The organism is Dyadobacter sandarakinus, assembly GCF_016894445.1.
GTDB classification, from domain to species: domain Bacteria; phylum Bacteroidota; class Bacteroidia; order Cytophagales; family Spirosomataceae; genus Dyadobacter; species Dyadobacter sandarakinus.
Map to the genome: position 1 here is coordinate 1,960,648 of NZ_CP056775.1, position 13,491 is coordinate 1,974,138.

Annotated in this window: 10 protein-coding genes; 5 read left to right on the top strand and 5 right to left on the bottom strand. The window is 45.1% G+C overall.

Annotated elements, in window-relative coordinates; translation table 11 throughout:
* Positions 1-157: 157 nt before the first annotated feature.
* A complete protein-coding gene (locus HWI92_RS07775; protein WP_204662408.1) occupies positions 158-1,384 on the bottom strand; it encodes a hypothetical protein in 1,227 nt (408 codons plus the stop codon).
* A 166-nt stretch (positions 1,385-1,550) separates the two neighbouring features.
* On the opposite strand from HWI92_RS07775, the gene HWI92_RS07780 reads away from it, so the two are divergent.
* The 4 genes from HWI92_RS07780 to HWI92_RS25580 all read left to right on the top strand — a co-directional run bounded on the left by HWI92_RS07780 (position 1,551) and on the right by HWI92_RS25580 (position 4,019).
* Positions 1,551-2,261: an RNA polymerase sigma factor gene (locus HWI92_RS07780; protein WP_204662411.1), complete on the top strand. Its 711-nt coding sequence runs from the start codon at positions 1,551-1,553 to the stop codon at positions 2,259-2,261.
* Between the two features lie 112 nt (positions 2,262-2,373).
* A complete protein-coding gene (locus tag HWI92_RS25265; protein ID WP_204662414.1) occupies positions 2,374-3,267 on the top strand; it encodes a metallophosphoesterase family protein in 894 nt (297 codons plus the stop codon).
* Positions 3,231-3,317 carry a hypothetical protein gene (locus HWI92_RS25575; protein ID WP_374757894.1) on the top strand — a complete coding sequence of 29 codons (87 nt, stop codon included), beginning with the start codon at positions 3,231-3,233 and terminating at the stop codon, positions 3,315-3,317. The genes HWI92_RS25265 and HWI92_RS25575 overlap by 37 nt, the downstream gene beginning before the upstream one ends.
* 498 nt (positions 3,318-3,815) lie before the next feature.
* Positions 3,816-4,019 (top strand): integrase core domain-containing protein, encoded by a 204-nt coding sequence (locus HWI92_RS25580; protein ID WP_374757895.1) that lies wholly within the window; start codon positions 3,816-3,818, stop codon positions 4,017-4,019.
* A gap of 224 nt (positions 4,020-4,243) precedes the next feature.
* Here HWI92_RS25580 and HWI92_RS07795 read toward each other — a convergent pair whose 3' ends face one another.
* Together HWI92_RS07795 and HWI92_RS07800 are read right to left on the bottom strand one after the other, a co-directional pair.
* Entirely contained in the window at positions 4,244-6,568 is a 2,325-nt protein-coding gene (locus HWI92_RS07795) for a T9SS type A sorting domain-containing protein (protein WP_204662420.1), read from the bottom strand.
* A 769-nt stretch (positions 6,569-7,337) separates the two neighbouring features.
* Complete coding sequence (locus HWI92_RS07800) at positions 7,338-7,550, bottom strand: hypothetical protein (RefSeq protein WP_204662422.1); 213 nt, start codon at positions 7,548-7,550, stop codon at positions 7,338-7,340.
* Positions 7,551-7,920: 370 nt separating this feature from the next.
* On the opposite strand from HWI92_RS07800, the gene HWI92_RS07805 reads away from it, so the two are divergent.
* A complete protein-coding gene (locus HWI92_RS07805; protein ID WP_204662424.1) occupies positions 7,921-8,181 on the top strand; it encodes a hypothetical protein in 261 nt (86 codons plus the stop codon).
* 32 nt (positions 8,182-8,213) lie between these two features.
* On the opposite strand, the gene HWI92_RS07810 is transcribed toward HWI92_RS07805, so the two are convergent.
* Positions 8,214-10,154: a T9SS type A sorting domain-containing protein gene (locus HWI92_RS07810; protein ID WP_204662426.1), complete on the bottom strand. Its 1,941-nt coding sequence runs from the start codon at positions 10,152-10,154 to the stop codon at positions 8,214-8,216.
* Between the two features lie 185 nt (positions 10,155-10,339).
* Positions 10,340-13,420: a CBM96 family carbohydrate-binding protein gene (locus tag HWI92_RS07815; RefSeq protein WP_204662428.1), complete on the bottom strand. Its 3,081-nt coding sequence runs from the start codon at positions 13,418-13,420 to the stop codon at positions 10,340-10,342.
* Positions 13,421-13,491: the final 71 nt, after the last annotated feature.

Sequence of the window (13,491 nt, forward strand, 5' to 3'; positions counted from 1 at the left end):
AGATAATGATGTTTAAATCTGTGTGCTTGCTTATTGGACATAATGTTAATTATACAACAACGTGTATTACACTGAAATAGCCTTACAATAACACTGCATTTATCAAGATAAATGGGTTAATTGTTACCAAGAAAACTATTGAGTCAGCAATTAAAGATCAGAAAGCAAAACCAACCCCGGCTTTTGCATTTAACTCGCCGTATCTGACCTTGAATACGCTTTGATAAAAACCTATTGCAGACATGCTCAGGGCTGAATCAAAGTATAGCTTGTTAAACAAGCGCTGCTGGTATCCCGCTGTTAACCCTGCTATGGGTTCCCGCAGCAATTTATTTCTCCTGTGATTAAAGTATTCATAGGTCCATCGGTATCCAAGATGCGGCCCTGCATACAGTCCGGAAAGGTTGTCCGATGCTTTTCCTTTTCTTATCTGACTTTTTTGAAGGTAGTAAAACCGGAGTTGGCCATCAAATTCGGTTAAACCCTGCCGTGAAGTATAGCGGGCTTCAAACTGATTATTCTCAGACCTGAAACCAAGATTCACTGAAAAAGGACTTTTGCCCATTTTTCTTTCATATCCAACTTCAAGCCTTGCTGACTGGACCTGGATGCCGATATTCAGCTCTGGTAACCTTACTTTGAAATGCTGTCTGACCATGTAGTCACAATGTAGAATATCACATAGTGGTCCCCTATCTGTTCTCTTCCAGTCCCCAAATGCGAGTCCGATTAACGATCTGGACGCAAAAACAAGATTATTCATATTGAACCTTGATGGCACTGAACCCACCGTAAACCACTGCGGGAATGGTCGCAAGTAATACATCCCCAAAGAGAAATCCAGAAAACCGTTCGCCAGAAAACGGCTTTGAAATCCATAGGTCAAACTGAAATGATCCCGTACCCGTCCATCTTGTATGGCAGCCAGCGATCTTTCATATAAAACCGACACATAGCTTCCGGTTAAGTTGTTGGCACTTTGCTGACGGACAATCCTTTTTCTCATATTAGGGTACCACCGGCTGCCGCCGCTTACAAATAAATTCTCACCGCTTAATTGCCGGAATACATTTTCCATGTAAATACCATCACCTTCCCGGGCTGCCCGGGAGTAAACAGCAGCTTCCAGTGACAAAAAAGGAAAGACCTTGTATTCAAATGCAGCAGTAAGTCCAATCCCTTTGTAAGTGGAGGCCGTATAACCCAGCTTGAACATCCGCCTGGTAGGGATTTTTGTCATAAATACGTTTTCATACCGGTCGATAAAACGCTGATCTTCAATGCCGCTCGTATCCTCTGAAAATGCAACTGACGTGGTATCCTGGGCACAAGTCAGCAGCGCCAGCGATAAGAGAACCGGAATTAAAAGGAAGGCCTTTAACATTCAGTGAATTGAACTGTTTACAGGTTATGGTTGCACATTTTGTTAAACAAAGAGGAATGATCGAAGGAAAATGGTTGTATGTAACCCACAATTTGTTTAAAAATATTTATGGGTTCTGTACAACCGTTTTTGCTTTTCAATGCCTCTTTGACATGACAGATCTAAAATGTACTTTATCACCATAAAGTCGAAGTTGATTTCAGGATGCCATTTACAGGACCGGCTTGCACGAAGGCAGCTGTATGACCGGTACAAAAATCCGATCAATACGTTGGTTTACCGGATCACGGGCGCCTTTGACAATGCCAGCAACGTGCTGCACGACGTATTTTCAGATGTATTCCGGCATCAGGATCAGTTCAGGGCAGAAGCATTCATGGCTGTCTGGATTAAAAGACTGGAACTTTGGTCTGTGAAGGAAAAGATTACAAGCTTTTCAGACTCACTTTTCATGGGCAAACACATCTTGGTTTTCTGTCTTCTGCTTAGTATATCTCCTGCGTATAGTCAGGATAGTTCAGAGGTGAAATTTAGTGAAGAGCCTGACATACTGACCCGTCAACGCTTCATTGACCGGTATGAAAATGTGTTTATGACCAATGTCCCTACCCGGCATATGTTGAAGCTGGGCTTGTCGCAGTACTACCAGGCGATCCCGTATGCATTGAGTGATGATAAAACGTTAAACAACTTATCGCTTCACCTGGGGTATGAGATCAAATTCCTTCCGGCGTTTTCACTGGCATTATCAAGCCATTTCCCACTTTATAGTGTTAAAACACCAGTAAAAGAATCTTTGCAGAGTATAGTGCGATGTAATCGTAAAGTCTTTGCAGGTGAAAGATTATTACCCATCGGACAGCTTGCAGCACCTTGATTCACTTCTGGCTCTGCCCGCCAGTACTGTTAATCATTTCTTAGTAATCAAGGAAATCAGAAGGATCAATATCAGACTCGCCAACTATTAGTTTCCGCTAAACACAAATGCTATGCCCAGCAATCTCAACCGCCTTACAGCTATTCTAAAAGGACTTTGGCTAGTATTTACCACCTTGACAATGTCAGGCTGTGATCATTTTGAATTTAGCCCTAATCAGACCATAGACAAACACACTCCCCGGAACCTGAATGCTGCAAACCTGCAAAAGCTAAATCAAAATCCAGTTGATGATACTCTAACCATTGCCTTTGTGGGGGATTCGCGGCGTTGGTATAGCGAGCAAGAACGGTTTGTGGCCAAGGTCAATGCGATGCCGGAGATCGATTTGGTCCTATTAACTGGTGACATTTCTGATTTCGGCCTTTTAAAAGAATTTAAATGGGTAAGCCAAAGGCTGGCCAAATTGAATAAACCTTACTTCGGTGTGATTGGAAATCATGATTTGGTCGCTAATGGTGAAGCAATATATACAAGCATCTTCGGTCCAACAGACTATTCATTCGTCTATGATAGCATCAAGTTTATTGCACACAACACCAACAGCCTAGAATACTCAGATCGTAAGGTCCCAAACATGAATTGGCTTAGCTCAGAAATGAGTGAGTCCAGCACAGTCAACTATATTATTACTATTTCGCATGTACCTACTTTCAGTCCACTGGAATTTAATCAGGAGTTGGTGGAGTCATACACAACCTTGCTACAACACAATCCAAAGGTGCTGCTTTCATTGCACGGCCATGTCCATCAGCATATGGACAACCTTCTTCAACTGGGCGTTTTCCTCCTTCAACTGACGCAACTTTCGCAGTGCGGCAACGCCCATGCCGCCGTACTTTTTGCGGTCCGCCGCCGCGGTTCCAGATGGTGGCTATTCTCAAGCAGTATGAGGGTGACCGGGAAGCAATGGATGTTTGCCGTGAATACGGCATTTCAAAGGTGACGCTGTTTAACTGGCGTAAAAGTACAGTGGACTGGAGGCCGCTCAGTTGAAAAAGTTAAAGGCGTTCCAAGCGGCCGCCGCGCGGATGAAAAATGAAGATTGAAGCAATTGTTTGCTGAGCTGAGCCGCGCGGCGGTCCGACTGCATTATAAACTCGCTAAAGACATCATCGAAAAAAGCTGTGGAGCCTTGTCGGCAAAGGGAACTCGTAGAGTGGGCTGTTGAAGAAAAAGTGTCGTTGGTATGGCTTGCCGAGTAATTGGGATACACCGTTCCAAGTGGTATTATCGAAGCAGAAAAGATGATGAGCTGGTAATCGAAAGATTACGGGCATATGCCGAAATTTACCCGACAAGGGGCTTTGATGATTACTTTGGCAAGCTTCGTAATGAAGGTTTTGCTTGGAATCATAAGCGGCGGGCCGCCGGGCGGTCTTACGGGTGTATAGACTGCTAAATTTGAAACATCGCTGTCGTCACAAACGCCGTTTACCAGCTCGGATCAAGCAGCCTTTACAAGTCCCTAGTCAGCCAAATAAAGGCTGGAGTATGGATTTTGTGTCGGTTGCGCTTGTGAGTAAATGTAATTACATTCAGCCCGGCAAACCGATGCAAAATGGTTGCGTTGAAAGACTAAACCGCACCTATCGCGAAGACGTGTTAGATGCCTGTTACTGGATGTTGAAAACTACAAGTAATGGTGATCGTAGCACATCATTTGTGCCAAGGAATAGAGAATTACATCAGGACTGAAAGCCAAAGCTTGGAAGGTGATTCAGTCGAAGCAAACTAGACGAGCTAGGTCGAACACATAACGAGTGCAAAACCCATGACTACGAAAAAGCCCGGTCTTAATAGACCGGGCTTTTTGGTGGGATCCCCGCACGCAGGGATTGAACAATAATATTCCATTCGAAGGCCCTGCAAGGCTGGGGAGATATGTAATAAAGCCTATTTGAATTTTGCTCCTGAACTACCTACTTCACCAGCAATTTTTTGGTGACTAGTTGATCATCCAACTGTATTTGTAGCAGGTACACTCCTTTGCTCAACTTAGGTAAGGCTATCTGTACTTGATTAAGCCCTTGCTGAAGTGGTTTGCTTCCCGATTCCACTGGTTGTGATTGCAAATTAATAAGCGTGTAATTTAAGGTCTGTCTGCTTGCTGAGTGCAAACGCAGGTTGACATACTGCTCGGCTGGAATTGGATACAATACGGACGATTGTAGGCTGGTATCGTCAATAAATTCTTCGACAAAAGCCGACATGCGTCCTGCCTCACCGTTCGGTTCATCAACCGTGGAGGTGATCAGAATGCGATCTATTTTGGTTAGGCTTTCCCGGTACCCCAAATCAAGCGTATGAACGCCCCGTGTAAACGTTTTAGTGTCAATCTTATCCCATACCCAAGCCGTGTTCAACGTTCCCGAACTTGTTTCTATGTTCCATACCCCATTTTCTACTCGGCTAAAATAAGAGTCACCGGCTGATGAAGGATACTTGCGTCGGACCCAGATAGCATACTCGCCTGTATCGGCTAGCGTAAAAAAGCTGTAGGATGCGTCTGCTCTTGGCGTATCATTCCGTGAACCTGAGGATTTCCAGATGTATTTATCTCCTGAGGCTCCTATCTGCGGATCGTCCACAACCGAAAAGCTGGTAGTAGTGGCCAGGCCATCTTCTGCCTCGAGTCCAATTTTTATAAACCAGTCAGGGCCTACCTCTGTGCCAATGGATTCTTTCGTGTAGGCGCTACGCAGGACTGATGTCGTTGAGTATTCATCAGCGCCATAGTCCGTGGTTTGCCCTCTCGTTTGGCCGTCAATATCGTCCGTAACGTTTGCTAACAAGGGGACTTTGTCCCGGGCATTAGCTGACGAAGATTGAAGGCGAAACATTTTTGTTGTTTGATTAAGCAACAAACTAGGGTCGGCTTTTACAAACCGTGTAGTCGAACTAGTAGGCCCATCACCAATAATACTGTCCGGAGTCGCTGTCGTGCAACCAGCGACCATCGCATCGTAGTAGGCTCCAGGAGTTCCACCAGTTCCACCAGTTGCCCACGCTAAGTTCTTTACCCAGGTATTATTTGCGGTGGCTTTGGCGCGCACATTCGTAACGGCGCTTCCTGGTACTGTGCTGTAAAACAAATTGTGTCGGAACTCATTGTTCGTAATAAACGAGCTATTCTGTCCACCCGTTTGTCCGAAGTTGAGAGCAATACGATTGTTGACAAAAGTATTGTGTATGAATGAGCCGTTCGTTAGCGGAGCATATTCAGTAGTACCCGCCTCTGAAGCACTAATACCTTTTAGACAAGTGGCATTCGTACCATCAATGTAATTATTGATTACTTTATGGTAAGCGCCAAACATCCTTAGGCCAGCTCCGAAAAGGGCATTTCCCTTTACCGTAACGCTATCGGCGTACCTCAATGTGATATTGCCATAGACCGTACTATTGCGAATGGTGTTATACTGGATGGTATTGCCAGAGCTTTTAACCGAAATGATTTCTTGCTCTCCTCCCGCCGCAGTTAACACATCCTCAAAGTAATTGTACTGAATTATCGAGTTAGATGAAGAACCAGATGCGTTGCCCGAGCCGAGGGCGATAGGCTCATTACCATTATCTTTGAGTCCGTCGCTATTTGACCAATTAAAATGATGAAAGTAATTACGCTCAATTGTGATTCTTTTTGGTACCCCAGCACCAAATTTTATACCACATACTCTTGAGTTATAGAAGTAACAGTGATCGATTGTAGCATCGGTTATTTCTCCGCCACCATCACGATTGTCGATTCGGATATTGCCTGCATTAGTCTCCTCTATGTTATCACTGCCACAGGAGATAAAAGCGCAGTTTGTAATGCGTATACTGTCGGCACCTGCTGCAGGAGCTCTTAGATAGATCACATAACGTATTTCATCTTGAGTCCTTTCAGGATTAGTAATGTTGTCAAAAACAAAGCCATCCACTGTGACTTTGCGGGCGCCAATGATAATACGCGTATCTACGCCTCTAAATATAACCGTCCCAGGTGTTTGGGCTCTTAATTTGAGGCCTGCCTTTGTTATTGTAATTCCACCGCTGTAGATTCCGCTCGTAAACAGGATGATATCGTCTGGTAAAGCAGTGTTGTTTATTGTACTGATATAAGTAGTTGGCGTTACAATTCGGATAGTGGCATTAGCTGTTGATACTCCCAAAAGCATCAAGCCCATACTTACTAAATAAGCGAAGAGTGGATCAAATCGCGGAAGCGTGAGTTTTCTGTTAGTTAAAGAAAAGTTTCTCATCGGATATGTTAAGTAGGTGAAATAAGTTATTTGTAACAGTTGTGCTGCTGCTAATTGCTCCTAGTTGGTAAGGAGTTTGAGCCCTGGCAAGGTTCTGGGCACATAATAGTAGTAGGGCCGCTGGTGTAGCCCTAGGTAAGTTTACATTCATAAGCGTTACGGTGTTTTTAGTTAATAAAATGGTACATAGACAACCTTGGAATTAGGTATCCAAATACTGTTAGACGTGAGGGACGCGGCGATACTGCTTGTTACAGAAATATTTTGTAAAAATTTTTCAAGTATTCTATTCCTGAAAGCTGAATAGTTCTCTACGAATCCTTCTGAATACTTACTGTACTTCTTGTAGTGTTATTTGACGCAATGGGAGTTACCCAAAAGAGGCAGATAAATACGCTTCAAACTATGGAAACGCAGAAACGGAGGCTCTATGCCAGTGGAGCAGTGAGTTGTTACCTGAGCGTCTCAGTAGCCGATCACCATCCTTGACGGACAAATCACCGCAACGAGAATCAGCACAGCCCCAGTAGAGACAAAGACTGTGTTGATCGAGAAGAACACGCGCTTAGCGCTGTTTCACCTGGCTGCGATCAATGTCAATACTCATGAGCTTTTCGAGAAAAAACCGGATTGACAACATCAACCGGGTCCTGAGGTAGGATATCCTGCGGGCGATTGGACGATAATAAGTTAGCCATTTACAATAAATGACCAGTAGATACCCATAAACAAGTATCTACTGGTCATTACGAGTAGCTACTTTCCTTCTCTAATCACCTATAAAGGGCAAATACTTTTTCCTTCCTTGCTTCACTAAACCATTGACTGTAAATATTGCTGATGGTCCACTACCTTTCAATGTTCCAAAGCCATCAGACTCCAATCTCGAAAAAGCTTGGAAAATTTGCTCCTTATCGAGTGAAATAAGCTTTTCTAGATCTGCTGCGCTAGCGTGACTAGCGTTGTTCTCGTCAAAATACATGAGCACTTAACCGGATTTTTCTCTTAAAGTTTTCATACTAATTTGTTTGATATAGCGAACGTACAAATATATACGTATCGTGGAAATTTCCAAACCAACGTAGCCCCAATCAGCTCTTAATCACTTCGTTGTAGGTATTCAATGAAAACTTACTTTACTTTCATCTTGCCGGCGCATCGGGCATAGCACTCGCTCCTATCTATACCTAGCCAAACACAAAACGAATTCATAATCTCGGCACAATTTAGATTCTCAGGGTACTACTCGTCTTGGTTGCCGAGATATAGGATAAGAAATGTTAGCCGTAGAAAATGGCCCATGTTGCTTTTTTACCGAGTGCTCCGTGAGTTCCTCAGAATGTTGCTTTACCGTGAAATCCATTATGCCCGGCTCAGACTACACCATCCTACGCGAGAACCCAAGCTTTAACCTGGACCACTACATGCCGTACATCGGCTGGATCGGCAACCCGCAGCCGTATAAGGTGTACACACTTGAAGGATCAAACCTGTTCTATTTGTATGATGAGGCGCAGGACGAGCTGTTTGCGTTTACGACTGAGAAGAAGGGCAAGGAGATGAGGCTGGAGGAGGTAATCCAGGCTTATATCAATCAAGTATACAGAGAATGAAAAAGGGCTACCTTTTAAGTAGCCCCTCCATGTTACTGCCCTAATACAATCTTTCGGGTTGTTTCCGTACCATCCGAAAGAGTCACCTTGATAAAGTATAAACCGGGCTCAAGTGACCTGGCATTAATATCCTGAGAAGGCTTATTTCCTGAGCTGTACAGCGCTTTCCCTTGGTTGTTGAGAATCTGCAAGCCCTTTACTTTTGACCAGTCAGCAGCTTGCAAATGAATAGTTTCTGTGACAGGATTGGGGTATACTGATACAGAAATGCCTTGATTAAACTTTAAATGCTCCTTTTTGGAATACGTAAAAGTCCCATCTGTATCCACCATTTTCAGGCGGTAGAAGTTGTCGCCATTTGCAGGATTGACATGGGTAAATTGGTAAGTTTTCGATTTTGTACTTTCCTCTGCTGCATTGATCATGGCTAATAAATTCCAGGCCTTAGCATCTGTGCTGTACTGAACTTCGAAGTGATCATTGTTAGTTTCGGACGTTGTCGTCCAAGATAGCATTGTGGATGTAAACTCTTTCTCAACCACAAAGCTCGTAAGGTTGACAGGCAGCGGATTTTCAGAAGCTAACTTTATAACCCATCCGTCTGAGCTAAACTCATTACCTGTTCTGTTATCTTCTGTTTTATCACCAGACGCGTTGGACCCGGAACGTCCCGTTAGAAAAAAGCCTCCATCTGTGGTTTGATGAATATAAGTGAGTTGGTCTGATCTATTTCCTCCTATTGTCTTGTCCCACTCCTTATTCCCTAATTCACTTATTTTGACAATCCAGTAGTCCGTTGTGCCATAACTCGCTGTACCCTTATTATTTTCCGTTTTGCTTCGCCCTGCTTGCGCAGATGAAGATCCTCCTACTAGATATCCGCCATCTGACGTTAGTGATAGGCTGGAAAGACTACTACTACCGTCAATGTATCCGCCCGCATCATAACTTGCCCCGCCAATCGTCTTTTCCCATTGTATTTTGCCACTAACATTAAGCTTTAAAATCCAGTAATCAGATAGCCTACTCGTTGAGCCATCAATTGGTAGCGATTCACCGCTTTTATCTCCATCTGCATTCGTATTGGACGTACCGCCAACCAGATATCCACTATCTTTCGTTTCGATGATACTGGTCGCATTATCACTACCGGATCCGCCATACGATTTCTCCCACTGTATTGAGCCATCAGATGATAGGCTGAAAACTTTATAGTCAGGCATATCGTCTGATTGAAAATAATTTATTGTTCCCGCCAAGATATATCCACCATTACCAATCTGCCTGATGTATCCTCCGGAGTGTAAAGTTCCTGGCCGACCGTAGCTCTTATCCCATAACTTTGAACCATCTGCGTTAAGTTTAACTACCCATAGGTCATATAGACCCAATTTCGCAGTTGTTTTGTCAAATCCTGCCGAAGAACTGGAAGACCCGGAAACAATATAACCTCCGTCCGAGGTTTGCTGTAACGAGCGCAATAGATCCTCACCATTGCTACCAAGCGTCTTGTCCCACTCCTTCACTCCATTGGCAGAAATCTTTATGATCCAATAATCCGGATAGACATACCCTTCATTAGATCCGCCTCTGCAATCCTCACTTTTGTCGCCGCCTGCATCTGAGTTAGAATGTCCTCCCAATATATATCCGCCGTCCGACGTTTGCTGCATCGTTATCAGCTGATCCTGGCCAGGGCCGCCAAATGCGTAATCCCATTCTTTTCTTCCGTCAGCATCCAATTTGGCTATCCAATAATCTGATGCCCCCGAACCAGGATCGCTTTTATCATAACCTGTCCCATTGCTTGCCGAACCACCAAGTATATATCCGCCATCGGCCGTTTGCTGACTGTAAGAAAGGAATGCTCCATTTGGACCACCAATTGTTTTCTCCCATTGGATAGCTGGCTGCGCAAGAAGGCTTGTGATAGCTAGGAAGAAAATAGCGACGTTGAGGAAAACGTAGTTCATATCTCGTAGTTTAAGATGTTTCATTTAAATCCTGTTAGACAGTAGCTCAGGGTAGATACTGCATTGAATAGTAAATTGTTTGAAAAAATTGCTAAATCAACCCGTGCTTGTAATAGAAGGAGCCACCTCATCTTACTCGACAGGCGGCTTCTTTAAGTTGAAAGCGGATTTACTTACCTAAGCTGTCACTCTGCTATGAGAATTCTGATCACTTCGGTAAATGTATCCGATTTGATTTTCAGCAGATAAATGCCCCCACTGAGGTGATCGCCGGAAATATCCACCTGCACCCGCTGGCCTGCTACTGCTTTTTCAACAGGAATAACCGTGCGGCTGGTGCCCGTCATACTAATCAGGTCAAAGCCAATGTCAGCACTGTGACGGCCGGAAACCAAAACCGTAAAGTGCTTGCCTGCCGGATTAGGATAAACGACTGATGACTCATACTGAGCGATGGAATCCTCGCTAGCTTCTTCATCACCCAACCGCGCAGCAGCATTACCCTCTGGGGCTGGGGTAATGATTAGTTGCGGCGGATTGGACGCATTTTCGCGGCTATTAAAGGCCAGCAAAGTTTTTTGATTTTGTGAATCGTACAGTACCAGGGTAACCAAAGCTTCACCCGCTTGTTGCTGTGACCTGATGTAGCTGGTAACATCCACCTCGTAATATCTGGCTACATTATTTACCTGTGTTGAACCCAATGCGGACGTCGTCAGGTTGGGTGTGTTGCTGGGAGAAGGGGACTTTTCAGACCCGGCGCCGACTATTTCATTTTCAATCCAGTTATTATTGGCGGCACCATAAGCTTCCAGGGTCACATTGTTGCTATTTTCCTGGTTGCTGCCGTATACCCGCAGTTTTGCAGATCCCACCCGTCCCACTGTGCTGATTGGAAATTTCAGGTACGCCCGGAAAGAACCCCAGCTACCATTGCTGATATTTTTTACTTCTAGCTTCGTATCCGAGCCGTAATTTTCGTACGCTCCGCCACCGCCGTTAATAGCACCATCTACAGAAGCGTCTGCTATTGGTTTTGAAGTGATACTGTTGGTAGTTACTTCAATGGCCGCAACGCGCGGCATATCGGCCGCCCCGGAGAGAAAGTCAATGTTGAGGACATTGTCCGTTACCGTAACGGTGATCGTCTTTTGAACAGCGCGCATCGCGCCGCCGGCTGCGGCAAAAATATCGAAGTTGGTGAGTTTGCGGCTTTTTTCAATATCTACATGAAACTGTCTTTTACCGGCTCCCCCCGCTCCCCTGCCCGGCACACCAAACCAGGTCTCTGCAAAAAGCAGTTTGACAGTCACGCGGCCATTTGGGACAGGGATATTATAGCTGAATGCAGGCGAGCAGCGCCCCGAGCGGTAAAGTTCGTCGTGGATCGTGTTCTCTATTTCTCCGCTGGCTATTGACGTGGTACGGTCGGTGCCGGCATAGTACTGGTCTGCACGAAAAACCCTGCCTCCTGGTGTTACCAGCTCCCCTCCTCCGGCATTAATACGCACGTAAGTGTTGGCAGCTTCCTGGCTAGCCACAACAAGCCTGACCGGCACGGCGACACGGCGGTAGTCAGCGGCATAAAGGTGGACCACAGCTTGGTATGCGCCCGGAGCAACACCGGCAGCGTTTACACTAAATGATATGGTGCCATTGGCACCCTGATTGACCGTCAGCCATTTGCTGCTTTCGGATTTTATAATGCTTAATGCTGGGATTGCGCCTGCACTGCCGGAGATAGTGATGCTTTGCGGCGGTGTCATTTGATTAGGATTATAACTAAAAGACAACGCTGACACGGATGCAGTTAGCGTTTTGGTCGTTGCTTCACTGGAATACCTGGCAATCCAGTAATCAGTTCCACCTCTGGAATCCTCACTTTTTATTGCATCCGCAGGACCTGACAGCGTACCATACGCGAGATAACCACCATCCGTTGCCGCTTTCACTCCAAACAGCCCGAATGTAGTATTCCAAACTGTTGCTCCGCTGGCATTAAGTTTTACCATCCAAGTCCCTTCCAAATCACTGGTTTTATCCTCACTGGCTTTGGCATTGGTGTAACCTGACAAGATGAAATTGCCGTCTTTATCCTGGTTAAGCGTGCCGAGATTGCTGTACCCGCGCTCTAACCCGTAGTTTAAGTATTTGGAGCCACCAAGTGTTCTTTGCCACTGAATGGTTCCTGTGTCCGTAATTTTTACAATCCAGGCATCGGTAATACCGTTGGTCACTTCGGTTTTATCCCCGCTGACCGGCGAGTCAGATATGCCTGTGATCAGATAACCTCCCACATTCGTTTCGTAAATATCGTAGGCAGTTTCATTGCCGCTGCCTCCGTAGGTTTTGTCCCAAATTTTAATGCCCTCAGCGTTGATTTTGACTATCCAGTAGTCTTTCTGACCTTTTGAGTCCTGCGTTTTGTCTCCTCCTATACTGTAATCAGAATTACCGATCAACATATAGCCACCATCGGACATAAATTTGATATAGGGCGCAGAGGTCGTTGTACCGGTGCCTGTACTTACATATGTTTTTTGCCACAGCACTGTTCCACTAAGACTTAGCTTTGTTACCAGGTAGCCACCAGATACGGGGCTGCCTAACATCAATGCATTGTCAGAAGTTTGAAGGCTGCCGCTCTGGTCGCTGCCTAGTGCGTATACACTGGATCTGTTCCATTCAATTGCGCCAGCCGCAGATAATTTTACCAGATATCCGCTTCCCACTACAATATAACCACCGTCCGTCGTCTGGCTAAGATGGGTCATCTGCTCTTCTCCTCGACGCACAATGCTTTTTTCCCATTGCAATGAGCCATTTGCTGCAAGTTTTACAATCCACATATCCGGCTGCCGGTCTTCGGGATTGCTCGTTCCACCATTGGGCTCGCTTTTATCCCCACCCACGCCCGAGTAGGATCCGCCACCTAAAATATATCCGCCATCAGTAGTCTCTTTTACACTGAAAAAGCTTTCAAAGTCTGTACCCCCATACGTTTTATCCCACTCCTTGGTGCCATTAGCAGACAGTTTAACGATCCAGTAATCACTTCCTCCCTTACCAATCGTGGTTTTATCACCATCGGCAGCAGACTGAGATGTTCCGCCAAGTATATAGCCGCCATCCTTTGTTTGCTGGACCGAGGACAGCCTTTCACCTTTTGATGATCCTAAAACTTTGTCCCATTGAATGGAAGGCTGAGCGCAAAGCCTTGTGATAATTAGGAAGAAAATAATAGCGTTAAGTAAAATGTATTTCATATCTCTTAGATTAGGATGTTTCATTTAAATCCAGTTAGACAGTAGCTCAGGGTAGATACTGCATTGAATAG